A 22,126-nucleotide genomic window follows, 5' to 3' on the forward strand; every position below is an offset into this window, starting at 1 on the left:
TTTTTGCTGCCGCTCTATTCATAGGACAAAGTTTCATCCATTTTGTCCAGGGCTTCTTCCGGTGTGTATGTTCCCTGAAGCACTCCGAAAATACCATTGTAAAGTTCTGTCTGAACAGCAGAGCCAACTGTAAGGTCCGGAGCTGATTCGGGGCTTGGCCATCCTGCTGACAGAGCTTCCAGCATTGCGTTCATGGCATACTGTGTGTCGGAAGCTGCAATACCTTCATAAGAGGTTGCCGGGAAGATAGAGCCTTCATACGACATTTTTGCCGCATCTTCACTGTAGTAGAAATTAAGGAATGTATAGACAGCTTCCTTCATTGTCTCGTCATCTGCTGTTTCTGCATTGACTGCAATAGGAGCTGCGGGAACTTTCATCGCCACGTTCTGTTCATAATCACTGTCTGTAAAGACAGGTCCCCACCAGAATCCTACTTTATCGCCAAGATTTTCATCAAACTCACTGCAATCCCACTGTCCTGTGCCAAACATTGCTGCCGTACCGTTGTCAAAGAGCTGTTTTGCATCAAAATATTCAATAGTTGCCATATTGTCCGGAAAAGCACCTGCATCTTTTAACCCTTCCATTTTTTCAAAGCAGGCAACAAGATCCGAATTATTGAATTTCTTCTCTCCACTTAAAATCGCATCGATATTTTCAGACCATCCGTATCTTTCCAGAAATTCATTAAACTCCCACATTGTGTAGCTGCTGTTTTTGCTTCCGATGGCAATCGGAGTGACGCCGGATTCCTTTAATTTGGCGATCATATCCAGAAACTCTTCATATGTAGTCTCATTTGTAGGATATTCTACCCCGGCAGCGTCAAATAATTCTTTATTATAGAAAAATCCCTGAACATTACACTGATAAGGCAAACCATACTGAATCTCACCGTTGTTATAACTGTCTTCCATTCCATTTAAAGCTTCGTCAATATCTGTATTTTCCTTCAGATAATCTGACAGATCCATCAACACACCCGACTCTGCATACTCTGGAGCCTGAGCTCCCTCCACCCAGAAAATATCCGGAAGGGTTCCATCCGTAGACTGAAGCTTCAGATTCTTGGAATGAGTTTCCGTATCTGCCGCTTCAAATTCCACCTTATATTTTCCTTCATACTTCTTGTTAAATTCCTGGACAATGTTGTAAGTCACAGGCTCCTGATCTTCCGGGTTGGCTACATGAATACCAAACTTGATCGTAGTTTCTCCACCGTCACTGTTCTCTTCGTCTGTGCTGCTTCCGCATCCCGCCAGCAGGCCTGCTGAAAGAACTGTAACGAGACTTGCGGAAATCCACCTTTTTGCCGTCATTTTTTTCATAAAAATCGTCCTCCTCTTTCTCCTTATGGAACCCGTTCCATAGTAGTTAAAAATGAAAAGCCAAATTGTTTCTGTTTGATAATGGAACCCGTTCCACTTTTCAGTAAAAAAAATAATTTTTGGCTTTCATTTTTCCGGTTACATCTTATTCCGTATTTCCCTGCGCGCTCCGGGAATACTTTATAAGTTATTTTCAATATAGCACCCTTGTCTATTTGTGTCAATACCAACATCAAAAAATATGCTTTTTTGTGTATTCTTACTAATTTCTCATATACTCTTCCCTTGTACAAAGTCCACATCAATCACCTGATGACTCTCGTATTCTTTTCCTTCAATAATCTGAATGATCGTATCCACACAACATTTTGCAAGTTTTTCAATATCCTGCGAAACAGACGTAAGCGGCGGATCTGTCATGTAGATAACGTCCAAACCATCGTAGCCTATGATCTTTACATCCTGAGGGATTTTGTATCCTCTCTGTTTTAAAACATTCATGCAGGCGATAGCCGGAATATCTGCTGAAAAAATACCGTCTACATCCGGGTATTTTACCATCTCTTTTTGCATATAACGCCTGAAATGCTCGTGGGAAAACAGATTCCAGTTTGTCTCCACAGTCCTTACCCTGATGCCATGTTTCGTACAGATCTCCTCAAATACAATATGCCGCTGATTGGCCGGTGTCGTCACTTTTGAGGAAGTAGTAAACTGCAAAACATTACGGCATCCCGCCTTTATCACTGCTTCAGCCGCCAGTCTGCCCCCCTTTTTGTGGTCGGAATGTACCAACGGTATCTGCCCGTTAAAGTCTTTATCCATGGCGAGGATCGGCCTGTTGATCTTCAGATATTCCTCGCTGTGCAGCGTATGGGCAGCTGCGATGATCCCGTCCACCACATTTCTCTCCAACATCTTCAGATATTCTTTTTCCCGATTGCTGATCCCTACAGTATTACAGATCATGGTCTTATAATTCCGCTCATAAAGATTGATCTCAATGTATTTACTCAGCTTTGCGAAAAAAGGATGTTCAAGGTCCGGTACAATCACTCCTATGATCCCCGATCGATTCCTGTAGAGATTTCTCGCCAATTCATTGGGCTGATAATCAAGTGTTTTGATAGCGGTCTCTATCCGGTTTCTGCTCTCTTCAGACACATAGCCGCTTCCGTTTAAGTAACGCGATACCGTGCCAATACCTACATGCGCTTCCCTGGCAACATCTCGTATTCCTGCCATATGATCCCTCCTTTCTCTCCTTCTTTTGTCTATTATACTTGAATCCTCTCTTTTCGACAATTGTCTTTTTACGATATTTACGAAAGAAGCCTCTGATGATCAATCATCAAAGGCCTCTTTCATCTTATCCATAAATCCTTTTTTCTTTCCCTTTTTGGCCGATTCCAGCTCTTCCTGGGACTGATTCAGCGTATTCCCTGTTAAAGCGTCAAATTTCTTCAGCGCTTCTTTCGCTTCGCTGCTCAGCCGCTCAGGCGTCTGAATGACAAGGGTCACATAATGGTCGCCTCGTACCTGGGAATTGCGGATGGATGGAACTCCTTTTCCGCGAAGACGTACTTTTGTATCTGTTTTTGTTCCCGGTTTTACCGTATAGATCACATCTCCGTCTACTGTCTTGATGCGCACATCACCGCCGAGGGCAGCCTGCGCAAAAGAAATGGGCGCAGTAGAGAAAATATGCATATCCTGTCTCTGGAAGATCGGATGACGGGAAACAGTAACTTCCACCAGAAGATCTCCTCTTGGTCCTCCATTGACTCCCGGTTCTCCCTTTTCACGTATCCTTACACTCTGGCCATTATCAATTCCTGCCGGAATGGATACGGAAATTTTCTTTTTGTTGGAAATATAACCGGAACCGCTGCAGTCCGGACACTTTTCGCGGATAATCTTTCCGGTTCCATGACACTCCGGACAGGTCTGGACATTCTGAACGGTACCAAAGAAAGACTGCTGTGTGTATACCACCTGTCCTTTGCCGCCGCATTTCGGACATGTTTCAGGAGAAGTTCCCGGCTTAGCTCCTGTTCCGTTACATTTCGGGCACGGATCCTTCAGAACTACATCCAGCTCCTTCTCGCAGCCAAATACAGCCTCTTCAAAAGTAATACGGACACTCTTGCGGATATTCATTCCCTTCATCGGGCCTTGATTTGCACGTCCGGAACGTCTTCCGCCGCCAAACAGATCGCCGAAAATATCACCAAAAATGTCGCTGAAATCTGCACCGCTGAAGTCAAAGCCACCGAATCCTCCGGCTCCTCCGGCCCCTCCTTCAAATGCCGCATGCCCGAACTGGTCATACTGACGACGCTTCTCCGGATCACTCAAAACAGCATAGGCCTCGGAAGCTTCTTTGAATTTCTTCTCTGCCTCTTTATCCCCAGGATTCATATCCGGATGGTACTTCTTTGCCACCTGCCTGTATGCTTTTTTCAAAGTCGCCTCATCGGCATCTTTGCTGACTCCCAGCACTTCATAGTAATCTCTTTTTGATTCTGCCATTATCTATCACCTTTCGTTTTTTTCATGTGAAGGCAGCAAGCTTTTGCCTGCATACAAAGTTCTGCGGGGCCCAAATCCTGCCCCGGGCTTTTAAGCCCGAAGCCTTCATTTGGGTTCCGCAGAACTCTTTTTTATTAGGCCTTTATCCTGGCTACTTACCTGTCCTTAGACCTCTTTGTAGTCCCCATCTACTACATCGTCGCCGCTAAATCCTTCCGGAGACGGACCTGCTCCTGCTCCCGGATTCGGGCCTGCTCCCTGTGCGCCTGCATTTGCTCCGGCATTAGCGCCAGCCTGCTCATACATCTTGGCAAATACTTTCTGTGCACTTTCCATCAGCTTTTCTTTTCCTGCTTTGATCTCGGCGATCTGGGCATCTGAAATATCTTCCATGTTTACTTTTTCCAGCAGTTCTTTCAGCGCTTTGCAGTCTGCCTCTACTGCTGCTTTCTCGGAAGCGTCGATCTTATCTCCTACTTCCTCCAGAGCTTTCTCTGTCTGGAATACGAATGCATCTGCATCGTTCTTTGTATCAATTCCTTCTTTTCGTTTCTTATCCTGTGCCTCAAATGCTGCAGCTTCTTTTACAGCTTTCTCAATATCTTCATCAGACATATTGGATCCGGCAGTAATTGTAATGTGCTGTTCTTTTCCTGTTCCCAGGTCTTTTGCAGATACATTTACAATACCATTTGCATCGATATCGAATGTAACTTCGATCTGCGGGATTCCGCGTGGTGCCGGCGGGATTCCATCCAGTCTGAACTGTCCAAGTGACTTGTTGTCTCTTGCGAACTGTCTCTCACCCTGTACAACGTTGATGTCTACTGCTGTCTGATTATCTGCAGCTGTAGAGAAGATCTGGCTCTTCTTTGTAGGAATGGTCGTGTTTCTCTCGATCAGTCTTGTTGCAACACCTCCCATTGTCTCAATAGACAGGGAAAGCGGAGTAACGTCCAGAAGAAGGATGTCTCCTGCACCTGCATCTCCTGCCAGCTTACCGCCCTGTACGGAAGCACCAAGCGCAACACATTCATCCGGGTTCAGAGATTTGCTTGGCTCTTTGCCTGTCAGCTGTTTTACTTTGTCCTGTACAGCCGGGATACGTGTAGAACCGCCTACCAGCAGTACCTGACCAAGTTCTGAAGATGTGATGCCTGCGTCAGAAAGTGCTCTTTCTACCGGCTCTGCAGTCTTTTCTACCAGGTCGTGAGTCAGTTCATCAAATTTTGCTCTTGTAAGGTTCATATCGAAATGCTTCGGTCCTTCTGCTGTTGCAGTAATGAACGGAAGGTTAATATTTGTTGTTGTTGCGGAAGACAGCTCTTTCTTTGCCTTCTCTGCAGCTTCTTTCAGTCTCTGAAGCGCCATCTTATCTGTAGATAAGTCAACGCCTTCTGTTTTCTTAAATTCAGAGATCATATAATCTGTAATCTTCTGGTCGAAGTCATCACCGCCAAGTCTGTTGTTTCCGGCTGTAGACAATACTTCAATGACACCGTCGCCGATTTCGATGATGGAAACGTCGAATGTACCGCCTCCCAAATCGTATACCATGATCTTCTGTTCTTTTTCATTATCAAGACCATATGCAAGAGCTGCCGCTGTAGGCTCGTTGATAATACGTTTTACATCCAGACCTGCAATTTTTCCTGCATCCTTTGTTGCCTGACGCTGTGCGTCGTTGAAATAAGCAGGAACTGTAATAACTGCCTCTGTCACTTTCTCGCCAAGATATCCTTCTGCGTCTGCTTTCAGTTTCTGAAGGATCATTGCGGAGATTTCCTGCGGAGAGTATTTCTTTCCGTCAATCTCTACCTTGTAATCAGATCCCATCTCTCTTTTGATAGAAGAGATTGTCTTCTCAGCATTTGTAACTGCCTGACGTTTTGCAGGCTCACCTACAAGCCTTTCTCCTGTTTTTGTAAATGCCACTACAGACGGTGTTGTCCTTGCGCCTTCTGTATTCGCAATAACTACTGGCTGTCCGCCTTCCATTACGGCTACACAGCTGTTTGTCGTACCTAAGTCAATACCAATGATTTTTCCCATGATCTATTCCTCCTGTTTTATAAAAATTTGATTGTTTGCCTGTTAGTTTGCTACCTTTACCATGCTGTGTCTTACCACGCTGTCACGGTAGGTATAACCTTTCTGAAATTCCTCGGCTACCATGTTCTCACCGAAATTTTCATCCTCCACATGCATCACTGCATTGTGAAAATCAGGGTTAAATTCCTGACCCACTGCCTCGATCGGTTTCACCCCAATCTCATCCAGTGTAGTCATCAACTGTTTATACACCTTATCCATGCCCTGCATGAACGGATGCTCCTTATCCTCCTCGGCTACCGCTGCAAGTCCTCGCTCAAAGTTGTCAACAACCGGAAGGATTTTTTCTATGATATCTTTCGCTCCAACCTCATACATCTGGGATTTTTCCTTTTCTGTACGTTTGCGGAAGTTATCAAACTCGGCCATCTGCCTTGTGAGCTTATCTGTAAGCTCCTCGATCTTTTCATCTTTTTTGTCTTTTTTATTCTTTCTGCCAAAGAACTTTTTATCGCCCTGCTTCTCCTGCTGGGTTTCTTCTGTGTCTTCCCCTTCTTTAACGTCTTCTTCTTTGGCTTCTTCCTGACCCTCTGCTGTTTCCTCTTTGTCTGTTTCAGCATTTTCCTGGTCAGCTGCTGCTTTTTTTGCTTCCTCCACAGCTTCTTTTACCATTTCTTCCTGGCTCTTTTCCTGTCCTGTCTCTTTTTTATTCTCTTCCAAGGGTTCATCCACCTTTCTTATTCTTTCTTATGAAACATCGCATCCAATTCACCTTGAAGGCGCTTCAGCGATTTTAACACATGTTCATAATCCATTCGCTTCGGTCCGATAATACCTATCGTACCCCGCATCCCATCTCCCAATTCATATGTTGCAGTTACAACGCTGCAGTCTTTCATGGTCTGTACCGGAGTCTCATCTCCAATATATACCTGAATCCCGGTATTGTCTTCCTGTGAAAGGGTCTGGGTAACCAGCTCGGTCAGCTGCTGTTTTTCCTCAAAGGCACTGATGATTTCCTGGGCGCTCTGCTTATCGCTAAGCTCCGGATATTTGAAAATATTCGTAGCGCCGCTTGTATAAATCTGCATATCCTCATCAATCTGTATTGCATCGGCAACTGCATCAAGCACATCGCTGATCACTTCACTGTGGATTCCAGCCTGCTCTTTCAGCCTCGCGATCAGTCCCAGATTGATTTCTTCAATAGACATGCCGTTCAGTGATGTATTCAAAAGCATATTCAGTTTCAGAAGATTTTCATTGCCAAGGGGTTCTCTTACATTAATAATCTTATTCTTGATTACATTTCCCCCCAGCACAATGACTGCAATAACCTGCTCTTCATCTACCTGGGAAAGCTGAATAAACTTCAGCCTGTTGGCACTGTTTCTCGGAGTGGAAACCATGGTCGCATAATTGGTATTTGCCGCAAGCACCTGTGCTGCCTGTTTCAGAAGCTGATCCATTTTATCAGCTTTCTGCAGCATCTGCTCCTGCATTTCATTCAGCTCCTGCTCCTTTTCTTCCATCAGCATATCCACATATAAGCGGTATCCTTTGTCCGAAGGAATCCTTCCTGCCGATGTATGAGGCTGCAGGATATATCCAAGTTCTTCCAGATCAGCCATCTCATTTCGGATCGTCGCAGAACTTAAATTCAAATCCGTATATTTGGATATTGTTCTGGATCCTACCGGCTCTCCTGTCTCCAGATAGGTCTGGATGATCGCATGAAGAATTTTCAGTTTTCTTTCACCCAGTCCTTCTGCATTCTGCATCCTAACTGCCTCCTTTTGTTTTGTTAGCACTCATTTCATCCGAGTGCTAATCTCTACGGTTATTAATGTATCACTCCCAATTTTATTTGTCAACAGGATTTATAGATTTTTTATTTTTTACGTGATATACTGCTACTATTCACAGGCATACTCTGAATACAGGAGAAATATATGAATCGAACCATTGATTATAAAATAGGAAAAGAAGCGGACGGGCTTCGGGTAGAGCAGTTTTTGAAAAGGAAAGGCTACTCCCGCCAGAACCTTTCTGTTATCAAACGGATGCCCAAAAGCATTCTGGTAAACGGCGTCCACTACTATATGCGCCAGCAGCTTAAGGAAGGGGACTTGCTTTCCGTGCACATATGCGAAGAGAAATCCTCGGAAAAGATCCCTCCCGTCCATCTGCCGATGGATATCATATACGAAGACGAGGATATCATTGTCATCAATAAGCCTGCTGGAATGCCCATCCACCCGTCCATGAACAATTATACCAATTCCATGGCAAATGCACTGGCCTGGTACTATCAGGAACAGGGGAAACCTTTCATTTTCCGCTGCTGCAATCGTCTGGATAGAGACACTTCCGGTCTGACGGTGGTTGCAAAGCATCTTGTCAGCGCCGGCATTCTTTCCTCTATGGTAAGCGAAAAGGCCCTGTGCCGGGAATATCTGGCTATTGCCAGCGGACATGTAAGTCCTAAGTCCGGTACCATATGCGCGCCTCTTGCCCGCAAAGGCACTTCCATTATCGAGCGGATGGTAGACTTTGAGCACGGGGAAAACGCTGTCACTCACTACCGTACGGTAGGTGTGTACGGTCCTCACACATTAGTTGCCCTGAAACTGGAAACCGGGCGCACCCATCAGATCCGGGTGCACATGCAGTACCTCGGCTATCCTCTCATCGGAGATTATCTCTATAATCCGGATATGAAATACATCAGCCGGCAGGCACTTCACTCCTACCGGCTGTCATTTTCACATCCCATTACAGGAAGATTTATGGAATTTACTGCCCCGCTTCCAAACGATATGAAAGAGGTGCTGAATATAACGTAATAGCATCTGCAGACACAGACATGATATATAGAAGAAATCCCGAAACGCACCCATTCGTTTGCGTTCCGGGATTTTTCTTAACTTAATTCTATCTTCCGGGCTTCTTCCGGCTTAAATTCATTTTCCAGATCATAAATATTATGTCCCGTAGACTCTCCCAGCACTCTTCCTTCCAGAGAATAGCAGCGGATAAATCTCTTGGGTTCAATGCTTGACCAATGCTCTACATCCCATGTAAGATAGCCGTCCTCGTCCGATTTTTTCTCTTTCAGATAGAGATCTACCTGCCTGCCGTCCTGCATGATCTTGATCAGATCTTTGTAATCGCCGATCTCAATTTCTTCCTTTTTCACAGTATCGTAAATTTTCATTTCCTATTCCTCCTGAAACTGTTTCAACGTCTTCTATGAATAGTTTACCTTTCTCTTTTAAAAAACTCAAGTAAAAAATATTGACTTTGCAATTGTCTTATTATATTATTGTATTAAATACTTAATACACAAATACAAAAGGAGGAATATATCGAATGAAGGACATCATTCTTCAAACTCAAAGTTTGACAAAACAGTATGGACATCGCACAGTCGTAGACCAGGTATCTATGACCATTTACGAAGGGGATATTTACGGCTTTATCGGCAAAAACGGAGCCGGAAAAACTACTTTCATCCGCATGGCAGTAGGTCTTGCATCTCCAAGCAGCGGAAATATCCGCCTCTTTAACAGCAGCAATCTCCGGGAAAAGCGTGCAGAAATCGGAACTGTCATTGAATCCCCCGCTTTTTATCCGGGGATGACTGCTATGGAAAATCTTACTGCTTTTGCAAAACTTCAAGACCTTCATGATCCCGAACATCTGCAGCAGCTTCTGGATCTTGTTGGTCTTACCGATACTGGAAGGAAAAAGTGCAAACACTTTTCTCTTGGTATGAAACAACGTCTTGCCATTGCTATTGCCCTTATCGGCAATCCAAAACTTCTCATCCTGGATGAACCCACAAATGGACTGGATCCGGAGGGCATGAAAGAAATGCGTGAATTGATTTTAAAACTGAATCAGGAACGCCATATCACTGTCCTTGTTTCCAGTCATATTCTCGGAGAACTTTCAAAATTTGCCACAAGATACGGCATCATCCATCATGGCAAGTTGATTGAGGAATTTACCGAAGAAGACATCTGGCGCCGTAGTATAGGAAATGGTCAGCAGGATATAGATCTGGAAGATTACTTTTTAAGCAGAATAGGGGGAATAAAAAATGAAAAGTCTTGTGAAATGTGATATCTATAAATTAAAAAAATCCAGATATTTCTGGATCTGCCTCATCATTTCTGTCCTTTTGGCGGCAGCAACTGTATTCTTATTGGATTTCACTTATAAATTGGCCGGTGAAAACATGGAAGCGCAGATTGAGCAGCAGCAGGCTGCCATGGAAGAATCCGGTCTTTCTGTCTCTGCAGAAGGAATCCCGACAAATTATGATAACCTAAGCACTTCTGCGCAGCTTATGACCTTTTTTGCCGGGAATACTACCCTGATCATGGCCGTTTTGATCTCTCTTTTTGTAGGCAGCGAGTTCAATCAGGGAACTATAAAAAATATTGCATCACGCAATTACAGCAGATCCTCTATCTATCTGTCAAAACTGATCGTAGGGATCCTTGCATCCATCCTTTATACTTTGCTGTTTGTGCTGACTGCGGCTTTGATTGCTTCTGTCCTGTGGGGATTCGGGGACGTTTCCTCTGATTTCTGGATACACACGCTGCAAAGAGGGGCACTGGAACTTCTTCTCGGAGCTGCATATGCTTCCCTGTTTGTTATGTTCAGCATCCTGATCCGGCAAAATGGAGGTTCTCTGGCAGTTAACATCTGTTTTCTGGAGTTTACATCCCTGATCCTTTCCCTGGCAGAAATGGCGGCAGGCAAGCTTCTTGGCCACTCTGTCTCTCTGGCTCAGTATCTTCCGGATATGAACATGAGCATACTGGCACAGAATCCTGATCAGGGAGATCTCCTGCGGGCACTGGCTGTGGGCATCTGTTTTCTTGTCCTTCCAGCCTTCATTGGCATATGGAGCTTCAACAAAAGAGATATTAAATAATTAAAAGACCTCCCTGCAGCAGAAGAACAGCTTCTTGCCACGGAGGTCTTTCTACATCATATCTGCATTTCTTACTCACTGCGCAGTTTCTTTAACCGCTCTCCTATCACCTTTTCATACCCGAGTTCTCCCGGCTCATAAAATCTGGCTGTTTTAATCTCATCCGGCAGGTACTGCTGCTTTACATAGTGATCAGGATAATCGTGGGCATATTTGTATCCGGTTCCTCTTCCCAGATTCTGTGCTCCTTTATAGTGGGCATCCTGAAGATGGGATGGCACGGTTGTCTTGTACTTTTCCACATTTTCCAGCGCTGAAAAAATAGCGTTGCACGCCGAATTACTCTTAGGGGCCGAAGCCACATAGAGAACAGCCTGGGATAAAATAATCTGAGCTTCCGGCATTCCAATCCGCTCCACCGCCTGGGCTGCACTGACTGCTACTGTAAGAGCCATCGGATCTGCATTTCCCACATCCTCCGAAGCACAGATCATGATCCTTCGTGCAATAAACTTAATATCTTCTCCTGCACGCAGCATTTTTGCCAGATAATAAACTGCGGCATCCGGATCGGATCCCCGCATACTTTTAATAAAAGCGGATATTGTATCATAATGATTATCTCCTGTTTTGTCATAACGGACCACTCTCTTCTGGATACATTCGGAAGCCACTTCCAGCGTCAGATGGATTTTCCCATCTTCTCCCCTCTCTGTCGTAAGTATGCCAAGCTCGACAGCATTCAGTGCATTTCTTGCATCTCCGCCGGATACGTCCGCCAAAAACTCCATTGCATCCTCATCGATCTTGGCACCGTAGCTTCCCATTCCCTTTTCCTTGTCATAGACCGCCCGTTTGATCAGGGTTTTGATATCCTCTTTTTCCAAAGGCCTCAGTTCAAAAATACTGGATCTGGAAATAAGCGCTCCATTTACCTCAAAATAGGGATTCTCCGTTGTTGCACCGATAAGAATAATGGTGCCGTCCTCTACAAACGGAAGGAGATAGTCCTGCTGCCCCTTGTTAAACCTATGGATCTCGTCTACAAAGAGGATCGTCTTTTTCCGGTACATTCCCCGAAGCTGCTTTGCCTTCTCCACCACCGCTTCCATGTCTTTTTTTCCTGCCACTGTGGCGTTGATCTGAGTAAATTCTGCGCTTGTCGTATGAGCGATCACCTTAGCAAGCGTTGTCTTCCCTGTCCCCGGAGGGCCGTAAAAGATGACTGAACTTAACTTATCTGCTTTGATGGCACGGTACAGCAGCTTGTCCCTGCCGATAATATGCTGCTGCCCCACCACTTCTTCCAGCGTCACCGGGCGAAGCCTGGATGCCAGCGGCGCTTCTTTTTCCAAATTCTGTTCTCTTGCATATTCAAATAAATCCATCTTGCACACTCCTGCCTTTCTCTTCAGCCTGCATCAGAGCCCGGCAATATCCCGGATCACCTCTCCGGCAATAAGAAGTCCCGCAACCGGAGGGACAAAAGAAATACTTCCCGGAAGACTCCGTCTTGTCCCCGGGTCTTCTTCCATTTTGTCAGGATCCGTCTTGACAGGCTTTTCTTTTGAATACAGCACTTTCAAATGGGTGATCCCCTGCTTTTTCAGCTCCCGGCGCATCACCTTACACAGAGGACACACAGATGTCCTGCTGATATCTTCAATCTCAAACATCTCCCCGTGCAGCTTGTTTCCCGTCCCCATACTGCTTATAATAGGAATATTATACTCCATGGCTTTTTTTGCCAGAGCCAGCTTTGCCGTAACGGTGTCGATGGCGTCCACAATATAATCCGGCCGGCAGTCCAAAATGCTGTCAACATTATCCGGAAGAACAAAGACTTCATGGGTTTCCACTTCCGTATCCGGACAAATATCAAGTATCTTTCTTTTCATAACCTGCGTCTTGTACTCTCCTACTGTGCTGTGAAAAGCGATTGACTGCCGGTTGATATTAGTGACAGACACTTTATCGTTATCCACCAGTATCAGCTTTCCCACACCGGTTCTTGCCAGCGCCTCAATGCAGTGGGAACCTACGCCTCCGATGCCAAATACCATAATCGACGCTTTTTTGATCCGCCGGAATTTCTCCGGACCGATCAGAAGTTCTGTTCTTGAAAATTCATGTATCATAGTTTCCTCTTTTTAATCCATCAAAATTTCATCTGCTGTTACAAACACATATCCTTCTTCTGTAAGGATATCGACAATCTCCAGGGCTGCCTGAACAGATGATTCATAACAATCATGCAATAAGATAATAGCATCTTCTTTCGCTTCCGTCACTACCTTGAACACAATTTCTCCTGTATCCCGGCTCTGCCAGTCCAATGGATCAATGTTCCACATAACCGGAAGAATCTGCATTTTCTCTTCCAGTTCTTCCCTCCAAAGGCCAAAGGGCGGACGTACATATCCGGTGCCTTCTCCGGTGATCTCGCAAATGATATGATCCGTCATTGCAATCTCCTCTTCCGCCTCTTTTTCACTTCCTGCTGTCAGACTGACATGATGGTAAGTATGATTGCCGATCAAATGTCCCTCCTCGTACATGCGCTTTACAATCTCAGGATTTTCCTCTGCATAACATCCGATCAGAAAGAAGGTAGCCTTAATCCCTCTTTCTTTCAGACCGTCAAGAAGCACCGGCGTCCACCTGGCGTTGGGGCCGTCATCAAAGGTCAGAGCGATCTTCTTTTTCCCTTCTCCGTCTGCCTCTATAGAATCACCCACATATTTCAGAGCTTCTCTTACTTCTTTCCTTTCTTCTGCCCCCTGCTTTTGCTCCTGATTTTCTACCCATCCCGGAAACAGAACCGCCATCAGCAATATTCCTGCATAGAACATAAAAATTCTTCTCTTTTTCTTCAATTCCTTTGCCGTCCGCATCCTTTTTTCAATATATATATGATTTCATTGCATTATAAATACAGCAATGCTATACTTTAGCATGGACAAAACAAGACGGGATCTTCCCGTACTTTTTCATGTAAAAGGAGGAACACAACATGTCATCTACACCGGCAGAAAACAAGATGGGCGTACTTCCCATTCCCCGCCTGCTTATCACTATGTCGCTTCCAATGATGGTTTCCATGCTTGTTCAGGCACTCTACAATATCGTGGACAGCATGTTTGTTGCCCAACTAAGCGAAGATGCCCTGACAGCCGTTTCCCTTGTCTATCCGGTACAGCTTCTTATGATCGCCGTGTCATCCGGTACCGGAGTCGGGATCAATGCGCTTCTCTCCCGCTGTCTGGGGGAAAAAAATTTTAACGGCGCCAATCTGGCTGCAAGGAATGGTATTTTCCTCGGACTGATCAGCTCCGTTATCTTTGCCCTGATCGGTATTTTCGGATCCGGTATTTTCTTCCGGCTTCAGACAGACAATCCTACTATTATCAAATACGGAACGCAGTACATGACCATTATCTGCGTACTCTCTGTGGGTATCTTTATGCAGATTACATTTGAACGGCTGCTGCAGTCCACCGGAAAAACAATCTATAATATGATCACACAGGGAACAGGGGCCATCATCAACATTGTTATGGATCCGATCCTGATTTTCGGGTATTTTGGCTTCCCCCGCATGGAAGTGGTTGGAGCTGCCGTGGCCACTGTCTTTGGTCAGCTTGTGGCTGTCCTTCTGTCGTTTATATTTAATTTGAAGAAAAACCATGAGATCAGTCTCAATATGAAAGGATTTCGTCCTCACGCAAAAACGATCGCCCTCATTTATGAAGTCGGAATCCCCTCCATTATCATGCAGGCCATTGGTTCTGTGATGACATTTGGAATGAACAAGATCCTTTTAATGTTTTCTTCCACCGCCGCCGCTGTATTCGGAATATATTTCAAACTGCAGAGCTTTATCTTCATGCCTGTTTTCGGACTGAACAATGGAATGATACCGATCATAGCATATAATTACGGCGCCCGGAACAAAAGAAGGATCACTCATACCTTGAAATTGAGTATTCTTATCGCAGTCTGCATTATGATTGTTGGATTGCTCCTGTTCCAGACCATGACCGGATTTTTCCTGAAAACACTTTTTGATGCTTCCGATCATATGCTTGCCATTGGAGTTCCGGCACTTCGTATTATTTCTATCAGTTTCCTGCTGGCAGGATACAATATCATTGTCAGCTCCCTGTTCCAGGCTCTTGGAAATGGGGTTTACAGTCTCGTTGTCTCTGCTGCAAGGCAGCTTGTTGTTATCCTTCCGGTAGCATATATTCTGGCTGTCTGCTTTGGGCTTTCAATGGTCTGGTGGGCTATTCCTATTGCAGAAGTTGTCTCTTTCCTTCTATGTACCATCCTGCTGAAACGGATCTATGCAACAAGACTGAAGGCTCTTTCATAATTTCCGCATACTTCAGATTTTCACTCGCTTCCAAAAAAGACGCCCGGTCATCTGACCGGACGCCTTTTTTTCTTTTCCTTTCTTACACTATATCCAAAACTTCCCTGTTTCTTCCCAATCTCCAGGTATTCACCGTGAGAATAGGCAATAAGGCCGGATCGATTCAAATGGAACTTTCCTTTCTCATCCATATACTCAGGATCCACCTGCACTGCTTCCACCTTTGCCAGGAACATATGATGGCTTCCCAGCTCCTTTACTTCTGTAACCCGGCACTCAATATTAACCGGAGATTCCTTGATCACCGGGGCATAAGAAAGCTTATGGGCTTTCCCCTGGGTGAGGTGCATCTCCTTCCATTTATCCACATCCCGTCCGGATTTCACCCCGCACCAGTCCGTCGCATACAAAAGCTTCTTTGTCGTCAGATTAATGACAAATTCCCCGCTTTCTTTCAAAAGAGAATAGCTGTATCTTTCCGGACGCACAGAAATATACACCATGGCCGGATTGGTACACACAGTGCCGGTCCAGGCTACAGTCAGGATATTGGCTCTCCCTTTCTTATCGGCCGTACTGACCATTACCGCCGGAAGCGGATAAACCATGTTTCCTGCCTTCCATATTTCCTTCTCCATACTCCTTTTCTTCCTCCTGCCTTTCCTATTGCTGCAATGCCCCTGCAAGAGCAGGAATCAGCTGTTTCTTTCTGGAGACGACTCCCTTTAATATAATCGGATCCTCGTCCTCCGGACGTTCGAAAGCCTCAATGATAGGATCCCTTGCCCCCGGTCCGCAGCAAAGCAATTCTGTAGATTCATCCAGAATATCTGTAAGCATAAAATAAACCATGTGAAGCTTCTGCTCCTTTCTTGCCTCTTCCAGATATTTCAGAAGCTTCTCCCTGATCTCTTTCAGTTCTTCTTTATTCATGGAATTGATCTGTCCTACCCCAAACACTTTGTCATTGACATTAAACTGTTTGAAATCCTGGAAACAGATTTCCTGCGGACTTTTGCCTTTCAGGCTGCTTCCTGCATGAAACATTTCCGCTGCCATTTCCTCCAGATCAATACCGGCAATTTTTGCCAGCTTTTCTGCCATATTCTGATCCACCATCGTACAGGTAGGCGAACGGAACAGCAAAGTATCTGATATGATCGCCGAGGCCAGAAGACCGGCCATGACCGGAGTTAATTCCACTCCGTTTTCTTCGTACATCTGTCCTACTATTGTAGCGGTACAGCCCACCGGCTGATTACGGAAAAATACCGGCCCCATTGTTTCAATATTTCCAAGCCTGTGATGGTCTATGATCTCCTGAATCTCTGCCTCTTCAATTCCGTCTACCGCCTGGGAACGCTCATTGTGATCCACCAGAATGACCTGCTTCTTGCTTACATCCATGAAACGCCGCCTGGAAATAAATCCTTTGAAATTTCCATGGCGATCCAGAATAGGGAAATCGCGGAACTTCTTTTTCGTCATCTGTTCTTTGATATCATCCACATAGTCATCCATACGGAAAACAGTCAGCGGTCCCTTGCTCATAAAATATTTGACCGGTATACTCTGATTAATGAGCCTTGCCGCCGTAAAAGTATCGTGAGGCGTACGTATAATGACAATACTCTGCTCTTCCGCTTTACGGATCAGTTCCTCGGAAATTTCTGCATCCTGACATACAACAAGACAGCTGGCATCAATTTCAACGGCACACGCCTGAGATTCATAACGGTTTCCCAGGATCACCAGGTCATCCTTCTGAATAAATTCCTCCATCATATCTGTGCTGGAAGCGCCTACTGCCACCTTCCCTTTTACAAAATATCCGTGTTCATTTCCTGTGATCAATTCCCCATCCAGGGTCTGAATAATATTTTTGTACTGCGTCCGGGCTTTTGCCAGGATCGTACTGTCATATACATCCATATAAGATTTGGCAATGTCTCCTGTGGAGATCAGCCCCACAAGTTCCCCTTCTTTTATAACCGGAATCGTCTTTACAGACTGTTTCTTCATAAGTTCCCATGTCTCTTTAATGGAAACTCCCGGTTCCACCCCTTTTATTTTATGAATATCCATATCCTTAACCTGCAGCTTGACATTCGTCAGAAGCCTCGGCGCATCCACATGAAATTTATGAAGTACATACTGTGTCTCTTCGTTGATCTGGCCTGCTCTCTTTGCAGTATATTCTCTCCCTGTCATTTCACGTTTCAGATTTGCATAAGCGATCGCTGAACAAATGGAATCCGTATCCGGGTTTTTATGTCCGATCACATATACTTTTCTTGCCTTTTTTTCCATATCTTCACTCCCTGCCAAAGCCGCCTTCTTGCTTATGCGGCATCTTATAATGTAAGCTTGCCATTTTTTCCCGGTCCAGTCAACTAAAAAATCCCGTATCTTTGCTTTTTTCTTTGAACAATCCTGGTATTTCATGCTATACTACTAATAGTATGTGAAAGCACATAGAATACGGTTATGAGAAAGGACTAACAAAATGAGTGAAGAATTATTACAACAAGAAGAAAACAAACCAGAGGAAACCATGGCAGACTATGAGGAACATTTTGATGATGCCAATCCCTGGAATGTTGTCCAGAGCTACCTGGAAAATGAAACCGTTCTCCCGGTAAAAGTTGAAGGAATCGTAAATGGCGGAGCGATTGCCATGGTAGAAGGGCTTAGAGGCTTCATTCCTGCATCCCGCTTATCCTTATCCTATATCGAAGATCTGGAAACCTATCTTTTAAAAGATATTGAGATACGCGTGATCGAAGTCAATCAGGCAGAAAACCGGCTTGTTTTATCTGCCCGCGAAATCTTAAAAGAAAAAGAAAAGAAAGCCATGGAAGAAAAGATCGCCAATGTCAAAATCGGCAGCGTAGTAAAAGGAACGGTAGAAAGTCTGCAGCCCTACGGCGCTTTCGTCCGCCTGGAAGATGGCCTGTCCGGATTGGTACATGTTTCTCAGATCAGCCAGAAACGTGTAAAATCCCCAAAAGATGTGCTGAATACAGGGGATGAAGTAAACGTTAAGATCATTGGAGTCAAAGATGGAAAGATCAGTCTCAGCATGAAAGCGCTGGAAGAGGTCAAGGAAGAACCGGAAGAAAAAGTGGAAATACCAAAATCCGAGAATATCGGAACAAATCTCAGCGATCTTTTTAAGAAACTGAATCTGTAAAAATTGAAAAAGGAAAAGTCCTTGGGACTTTCTCATATAACAAAAAGAGGGCTGTGTATGTTCTGTAAACGCATCATACACCGCTCTCTTTTTCATTATCTTTCCCAAGCAGAAGGGGGACTCCGACTTTAAAAAACACACTGACAGAAATCAGGACATAAAGGAGCAAGGACGATTTCCATCCTGCCCCCCACTCTTTTTCTGACCTGTGATACAGCTCTTCCATGGATTTCTGCAGATCGTTTTTCTTTTCCAAAAATCTGGCTCCTATCTTTAACGCTGCAAAAATCTGCATAACAAGAAATGATCCGCAGAGCACATCCCGAATTTTGCTGCCTGTCCCCTTCATCACATGAAATACGGACAAAAATATGGAAACAATGGTTGCAATATCATGAATATATGTAAGTTTTAGAAATCTTTCCTCTTTCATTTCAAACTTTCCTCCTTTTTCCATATATATGCCCGCATTTCCTGTTTTATGACATTTTTTTCAACATTTCTTCCAGGATCTGCGCTCCTGCCTCTACACAGAAAGTACAGCATGGAAGGGGCTGTGGCCCTTCCTGGGTTTTTAAATCCCTGCAGTAAAGTGAACCGCACTTTTCCTGAAACTTTTCAGCAGCCTCCCGGATCCTGTCATATGTCTCAAATTTTGTAAGCATAGGCTGCTCCATATCTCCTGCGCTTCCGGCAAGGCTGATGATCAAAAACATTCCCATAGCGGCTCCGCATGTATCCTTCAGCCCTCCGATTCCCGAGCCGAACCCTTCTGTAAGGCGAAACATATCCTTCTCACTTATCCCATATTCTTCACACACAGAACAGGCCACTGACTGACAGCAGTTATACATCTTCTGAAATTTCTCCACTGCTGTTCTGGCAAGTTTCTCCGGATGTTCTTCCTTCATCCTCTGTCTCCTCCTTTCCTTTTTCCTCTCTTATCTTTTTAAGCTCCTGTACATAAAACAACTTTCCGCCGTATTTTTCCACATAGGCAAGTCTTGCGTCTGCCCCTGTCTCATTGCCGCATAAATACTCCAGCACGCCTTCCCAGCAGGCAATCCCGACTTTAACCCACGGCTGTGAATCACGCTGGTACAGGCGGGTATAATCCTGCAGGAATCCATAGGCAGAAGGATAATCCTTGTTTTCCAGCGCGCGCCTCATATTGTTGGACGCACACAGAAGCTGCATATAGACCGTATCCTCCCTTCCTCCGATCGTTCTTTGAAATTCATCCTCGAGATTTCTCACCTCTCCTGCTCTTCCCTGACGAAAGAGGAGGGCGGATCTTAACATATAATAATTATATTTATACTTCTTCTTCAGTCCGTCCGGGCTGACCCTGCTTATGGTATCCCAGGACTGCTCAAAATTACCTTCATAATACTGGGCAAGGGCCAGATTAATCTGCTTTTTCGTTCCTCCGCCGACCCGATACAGGCACGCCTCATAGAGAAAAGGATCGCAGGATTTCGTCAGACTTCCTGAAATTTGGGTCTCTGCTCCCTGAATAACAAAAATCAAAATCTGAACGATCACATAATGACTCAAAATAATACAGATCCGGGTAACAACATTAGTATATCCCCCGATCCACATAATCCGGTCCAGACCTGCAAAGAGCAAAAGGCCATGCAGGACTACAAGAACAACGCCCGTTATCCCAAGTCCTTTTTGAAGCCAATAATTCCTCACTCTCCGGTCAATTTCCTGATGGTCTACATTCTGTATCTCTTCTGCCTTCATATTTCTTGTCTCCTTCCCATCACTGTTCCAGATTCTTCAGCCAGACTGATGCACAGGCATCGCTTGGCATCCTCCAGTCTCCTCTCGGTGAGAGCGCAACGGTTCCTACCTTCGGTCCGTCCGGCAGGCAGGATCGTTTAAACTGCTGGGTAAAGAACCTTCTGCAAAATGTCTCCAGCCATTTATAAATTGTTTCTTTCTCATATTCTCCTTCAAAAGCCAGACGGGCGATCCGGTAAATCTTATCCGGTTCATATCCGAAACGCAGGAAATAGTACAAAAAGAAATCGTGAAGCTCATAGGGACCTACCAGATCCTCTGTCTTCTGCGCGATCTGTCCGTCTTCCGGCGGCAGAAGCTCCGGGCTCACCGGTGTATCCAGCACATCATAGAGTACGGCCTGGAGTTCTTTATCCTCCAATGTATCTGCGTAATAGCGTACCAGATGACGCACCAGCGTCTTTGGCACGGAAGCATTCACCCCATACATGGACATGTGATCTCCGTTATAGGTGGCCCAGCCAAGTGCCAGCTCAGACATATCTCCGGTTCCGATCACCATTCCATTTTCCTGATTGGAAATATCCATCAGAACCTGGGTCCTCTCTCTCGCCTGCGCATTTTCGTAAGTGACGCTGTGATCATTCATATCATGACCGATATCCCGAAAATGCATGGTCACTGACTCGGCCAGTTGTACCTCTCTCAACTGGGCGCCCAGCCTTACCGCCATGGTACAGGCGTTGCTGTATGTTCGGTCCGTTGTCCCAAAACAGGGCATTGTCACCGCAATGATCCTTTTTCGGTCCATTTTCAGCATATCAAAAGCTTTTGCTGTCACAAGCAGCGCCAAAGTAGAATCCAGACCGCCTGAAATGCCCACAACCGCACTCTGAGCATGCGTATGGGCAAGTCTCTTCTTCAGCCCCATAGCCTGGATCATCAGAATTTCCTCACAGCGCTTCTCCCTTTCTTCGGAGGAATCCGGCACAAAGGGACGGGAAGGAAATTCTCTTGTCAGAAATGTATCTGTCATCTCCACCTGAAAAGGAACACGCACCAGTTTCCTCGTCTTTTCTGTCTGGAAAGTGGTATTCTTTCTCCGCTCGCTTATCACACGCTGAATGTCAATCTCAGAATAGATGGCGCCGTTTCGGAATCTCTCCCCTTCCGCCAGCGTCGTTCCGTTCTCCGCTATCATATTGTGCCCGCCAAAAACAAGATCTGTCGTAGATTCCCCCTCCCCGGCATTTGCATATACGTATCCGGCAATGAGACGGGCAGACTGTCCTTCGATCAAACTTTTCCTGTATGCGGCTTTCCCGATGGTCTCATCGCTGGCAGAGCAGTTGACAATGATAGTTGCCCCCTCTCTTGCCGCCTGTATGCTGGGCGGTACCGGAGACCACACATCTTCACAGATTTCCGCCGATACGATCAGATCTTCCATCTGTCCGGACACAAAGAGTATCTGCGGTCCAAAAGGAATCTTTTCTCCTCCAAATTCAATTTCACGCACCTCTCTTGGTCCCTCTCTGAACTGGCGCATCTCGTAAAACTCTCCATAATTAGGGAGAAATGTCTTTGTAGTCAGCCCCAGGATTTTTCCTCTGTTCAGAGCCGCCGCCGTATTGTAAAGCTCTCCTTCTACCGCCAAAGGCACGCCTACAAAGACCAGCGCATCCTTCTCTTTCGTGTAATCCGCAATCTTCCAGAGGGCTTTTCTTGCTCTCTTAAGAAGAACATCCTGAGTAAACAGGTCTCCACACGTATATCCGGTAATACAAAGCTCCGGAAACACAACAACCTTGGCTCCGGCCTCTGTAGTTTCATCGATCATCCGGCAGATCTGCTCTGTATTGTAATCCACATCCGCAACACGGATATCGCAGCTTGCGGCTGCCACTTTCACAAAACCATGTTTCACGTTCTTATCCTCC

Annotated in this window: 21 protein-coding genes; 5 read left to right on the forward strand and 16 right to left on the reverse strand. The window is 45.3% G+C overall.

Features of this window, described 5'->3' with window-relative positions:
- Positions 1-14: 14 nt before the first annotated feature.
- From EUBC25_RS01365 to hrcA, 6 genes are all read right to left on the reverse strand, one after another.
- Positions 15-1,331 (reverse strand): ABC transporter substrate-binding protein, encoded by a 1,317-nt coding sequence (locus EUBC25_RS01365; protein WP_230106468.1) that lies wholly within the window; start codon positions 1,329-1,331, stop codon positions 15-17.
- Between the two features lie 270 nt (positions 1,332-1,601).
- Positions 1,602-2,576, reverse strand: coding sequence for a LacI family DNA-binding transcriptional regulator (locus tag EUBC25_RS01370; RefSeq protein WP_230106469.1), 975 nt, complete (start codon positions 2,574-2,576; stop codon positions 1,602-1,604).
- 99 nt (positions 2,577-2,675) lie between these two features.
- A complete protein-coding gene (gene dnaJ / locus EUBC25_RS01375; protein ID WP_230106470.1) occupies positions 2,676-3,863 on the reverse strand; it encodes a molecular chaperone DnaJ in 1,188 nt (395 codons plus the stop codon).
- Positions 3,864-4,028: 165 nt separating this feature from the next.
- Positions 4,029-5,915, reverse strand: coding sequence for a molecular chaperone DnaK (dnaK, locus tag EUBC25_RS01380; protein WP_230106471.1), 1,887 nt, complete (start codon positions 5,913-5,915; stop codon positions 4,029-4,031).
- 42 nt (positions 5,916-5,957) lie between these two features.
- Entirely contained in the window at positions 5,958-6,587 is a 630-nt protein-coding gene (gene grpE, locus EUBC25_RS01385) for a nucleotide exchange factor GrpE (protein ID WP_230107525.1), read from the reverse strand.
- A 65-nt stretch (positions 6,588-6,652) separates the two neighbouring features.
- Positions 6,653-7,696, reverse strand: coding sequence for a heat-inducible transcriptional repressor HrcA (gene hrcA / locus EUBC25_RS01390; RefSeq protein WP_230106472.1), 1,044 nt, complete (start codon positions 7,694-7,696; stop codon positions 6,653-6,655).
- Between the two features lie 171 nt (positions 7,697-7,867).
- On the opposite strand from hrcA, the gene EUBC25_RS01395 reads away from it, so the two are divergent.
- Positions 7,868-8,761 (forward strand): RluA family pseudouridine synthase, encoded by an 894-nt coding sequence (locus EUBC25_RS01395; protein ID WP_230106473.1) that lies wholly within the window; start codon positions 7,868-7,870, stop codon positions 8,759-8,761.
- 77 nt (positions 8,762-8,838) lie between these two features.
- Here EUBC25_RS01395 and EUBC25_RS01400 read toward each other — a convergent pair whose 3' ends face one another.
- Positions 8,839-9,132 (reverse strand): hypothetical protein, encoded by a 294-nt coding sequence (locus EUBC25_RS01400; RefSeq protein WP_230106474.1) that lies wholly within the window; start codon positions 9,130-9,132, stop codon positions 8,839-8,841.
- A gap of 155 nt (positions 9,133-9,287) precedes the next feature.
- Here EUBC25_RS01400 and EUBC25_RS01405 point away from each other — a divergent pair, with 155 nt between their 5' ends.
- Together EUBC25_RS01405 and EUBC25_RS01410 are read left to right on the forward strand one after the other, a co-directional pair.
- Complete coding sequence (locus EUBC25_RS01405; protein WP_230106475.1) at positions 9,288-10,043, forward strand: ABC transporter ATP-binding protein; 756 nt, start codon at positions 9,288-9,290, stop codon at positions 10,041-10,043.
- Complete coding sequence (locus tag EUBC25_RS01410) at positions 10,021-10,866, forward strand: ABC transporter permease (protein ID WP_230106476.1); 846 nt, start codon at positions 10,021-10,023, stop codon at positions 10,864-10,866. The genes EUBC25_RS01405 and EUBC25_RS01410 overlap by 23 nt, the downstream gene beginning before the upstream one ends.
- Positions 10,867-10,937: 71 nt before the next feature.
- On the opposite strand, the gene EUBC25_RS01415 is transcribed toward EUBC25_RS01410, so the two are convergent.
- From EUBC25_RS01415 to EUBC25_RS01425, 3 genes are read right to left on the reverse strand one after another with little or no spacing between them, the layout of a single operon-like run.
- Positions 10,938-12,254, reverse strand: a complete 1,317-nt coding sequence (locus EUBC25_RS01415; protein WP_230106477.1) for a replication-associated recombination protein A — start codon at positions 12,252-12,254, stop codon at positions 10,938-10,940.
- 33 nt (positions 12,255-12,287) lie between these two features.
- Entirely contained in the window at positions 12,288-13,004 is a 717-nt protein-coding gene (locus tag EUBC25_RS01420) for a tRNA threonylcarbamoyladenosine dehydratase (RefSeq protein WP_230106478.1), read from the reverse strand.
- A gap of 12 nt (positions 13,005-13,016) precedes the next feature.
- Positions 13,017-13,718 carry a polysaccharide deacetylase family protein gene (locus EUBC25_RS01425; RefSeq protein ID WP_230106479.1) on the reverse strand — a complete coding sequence of 234 codons (702 nt, stop codon included), beginning with the start codon at positions 13,716-13,718 and terminating at the stop codon, positions 13,017-13,019.
- Between the two features lie 161 nt (positions 13,719-13,879).
- Here EUBC25_RS01425 and EUBC25_RS01430 point away from each other — a divergent pair, with 161 nt between their 5' ends.
- A complete protein-coding gene (locus EUBC25_RS01430) occupies positions 13,880-15,241 on the forward strand; it encodes an MATE family efflux transporter (protein ID WP_230106480.1) in 1,362 nt (453 codons plus the stop codon).
- Positions 15,242-15,288: 47 nt separating this feature from the next.
- Here the strand turns inward: EUBC25_RS01430 and EUBC25_RS01435 are convergent, their stop codons facing one another.
- Positions 15,289-15,879 carry a flavin reductase family protein gene (locus EUBC25_RS01435; RefSeq protein WP_230106481.1) on the reverse strand — a complete coding sequence of 197 codons (591 nt, stop codon included), beginning with the start codon at positions 15,877-15,879 and terminating at the stop codon, positions 15,289-15,291.
- 25 nt (positions 15,880-15,904) lie between these two features.
- Complete coding sequence (locus tag EUBC25_RS01440; protein ID WP_230106482.1) at positions 15,905-17,551, reverse strand: putative manganese-dependent inorganic diphosphatase; 1,647 nt, start codon at positions 17,549-17,551, stop codon at positions 15,905-15,907.
- A gap of 196 nt (positions 17,552-17,747) precedes the next feature.
- On the opposite strand from EUBC25_RS01440, the gene EUBC25_RS01445 reads away from it, so the two are divergent.
- Positions 17,748-18,434: a S1 RNA-binding domain-containing protein gene (locus EUBC25_RS01445; RefSeq protein ID WP_230106483.1), complete on the forward strand. Its 687-nt coding sequence runs from the start codon at positions 17,748-17,750 to the stop codon at positions 18,432-18,434.
- Positions 18,435-18,507: 73 nt separating this feature from the next.
- Here EUBC25_RS01445 and EUBC25_RS01450 read toward each other — a convergent pair whose 3' ends face one another.
- The 4 genes from EUBC25_RS01450 to EUBC25_RS01465 are packed head-to-tail and all read right to left on the reverse strand — an operon-like array spanning position 18,508 to position 22,113.
- The gene (locus tag EUBC25_RS01450) at positions 18,508-18,867 is read right to left on the reverse strand and encodes a hypothetical protein (RefSeq protein ID WP_230106484.1); all 360 of its coding nucleotides are present in this window, start codon (positions 18,865-18,867) and stop codon (positions 18,508-18,510) included.
- Between the two features lie 46 nt (positions 18,868-18,913).
- Entirely contained in the window at positions 18,914-19,345 is a 432-nt protein-coding gene (locus EUBC25_RS01455) for a C-GCAxxG-C-C family protein (RefSeq protein ID WP_230106485.1), read from the reverse strand.
- Complete coding sequence (locus tag EUBC25_RS01460) at positions 19,281-20,186, reverse strand: hypothetical protein (protein ID WP_230106486.1); 906 nt, start codon at positions 20,184-20,186, stop codon at positions 19,281-19,283. The genes EUBC25_RS01455 and EUBC25_RS01460 overlap by 65 nt, the downstream gene beginning before the upstream one ends.
- A 19-nt stretch (positions 20,187-20,205) precedes the next feature.
- Entirely contained in the window at positions 20,206-22,113 is a 1,908-nt protein-coding gene (locus tag EUBC25_RS01465; protein ID WP_230106487.1) for an NAD(+) synthase, read from the reverse strand.
- Between the last annotated feature and the right edge of the window lie 13 nt (positions 22,114-22,126).

The organism is Claveliimonas bilis (assembly GCF_020892095.1).
Taxonomy (GTDB): domain Bacteria; phylum Bacillota; class Clostridia; order Lachnospirales; family Lachnospiraceae; genus Claveliimonas; species Claveliimonas bilis.

What these genes read in the sequence shown, in the direction of transcription:
- EUBC25_RS01365 (WP_230106468.1), bottom strand. Translation starts at nt 1,331, where the DNA reads ATGAAAAAAATGACGGCAAAAAGGTGGATTTCCGCAAGTCTCGTTACA.
- EUBC25_RS01370 (WP_230106469.1), bottom strand. Translation starts at nt 2,576, where the DNA reads ATGGCAGGAATACGAGATGTTGCCAGGGAAGCGCATGTAGGTATTGGC.
- dnaJ (WP_230106470.1), bottom strand. Translation starts at nt 3,863, where the DNA reads ATGGCAGAATCAAAAAGAGATTACTATGAAGTGCTGGGAGTCAGCAAA.
- dnaK (WP_230106471.1), bottom strand. Translation starts at nt 5,915, where the DNA reads ATGGGAAAAATCATTGGTATTGACTTAGGTACGACAAACAGCTGTGTA.
- grpE (WP_230107525.1), bottom strand. Translation starts at nt 6,587, where the DNA reads ATGGTAAAAGAAGCTGTGGAGGAAGCAAAAAAAGCAGCAGCTGACCAG.
- hrcA (WP_230106472.1), bottom strand. Translation starts at nt 7,696, where the DNA reads ATGCAGAATGCAGAAGGACTGGGTGAAAGAAAACTGAAAATTCTTCAT.
- EUBC25_RS01395 (WP_230106473.1), top strand. Translation starts at nt 7,868, where the DNA reads ATGAATCGAACCATTGATTATAAAATAGGAAAAGAAGCGGACGGGCTT.
- EUBC25_RS01400 (WP_230106474.1), bottom strand. Translation starts at nt 9,132, where the DNA reads ATGAAAATTTACGATACTGTGAAAAAGGAAGAAATTGAGATCGGCGAT.
- EUBC25_RS01405 (WP_230106475.1), top strand. Translation starts at nt 9,288, where the DNA reads ATGAAGGACATCATTCTTCAAACTCAAAGTTTGACAAAACAGTATGGA.
- EUBC25_RS01410 (WP_230106476.1), top strand. Translation starts at nt 10,021, where the DNA reads ATGAAAAGTCTTGTGAAATGTGATATCTATAAATTAAAAAAATCCAGA.
- EUBC25_RS01415 (WP_230106477.1), bottom strand. Translation starts at nt 12,254, where the DNA reads ATGGATTTATTTGAATATGCAAGAGAACAGAATTTGGAAAAAGAAGCG.
- EUBC25_RS01420 (WP_230106478.1), bottom strand. Translation starts at nt 13,004, where the DNA reads ATGATACATGAATTTTCAAGAACAGAACTTCTGATCGGTCCGGAGAAA.
- EUBC25_RS01425 (WP_230106479.1), bottom strand. Translation starts at nt 13,718, where the DNA reads ATGTTCTATGCAGGAATATTGCTGATGGCGGTTCTGTTTCCGGGATGG.
- EUBC25_RS01430 (WP_230106480.1), top strand. Translation starts at nt 13,880, where the DNA reads ATGTCATCTACACCGGCAGAAAACAAGATGGGCGTACTTCCCATTCCC.
- EUBC25_RS01435 (WP_230106481.1), bottom strand. Translation starts at nt 15,879, where the DNA reads ATGGAGAAGGAAATATGGAAGGCAGGAAACATGGTTTATCCGCTTCCG.
- EUBC25_RS01440 (WP_230106482.1), bottom strand. Translation starts at nt 17,551, where the DNA reads ATGGAAAAAAAGGCAAGAAAAGTATATGTGATCGGACATAAAAACCCG.
- EUBC25_RS01445 (WP_230106483.1), top strand. Translation starts at nt 17,748, where the DNA reads ATGAGTGAAGAATTATTACAACAAGAAGAAAACAAACCAGAGGAAACC.
- EUBC25_RS01450 (WP_230106484.1), bottom strand. Translation starts at nt 18,867, where the DNA reads ATGAAAGAGGAAAGATTTCTAAAACTTACATATATTCATGATATTGCA.
- EUBC25_RS01455 (WP_230106485.1), bottom strand. Translation starts at nt 19,345, where the DNA reads ATGAAGGAAGAACATCCGGAGAAACTTGCCAGAACAGCAGTGGAGAAA.
- EUBC25_RS01460 (WP_230106486.1), bottom strand. Translation starts at nt 20,186, where the DNA reads ATGAAGGCAGAAGAGATACAGAATGTAGACCATCAGGAAATTGACCGG.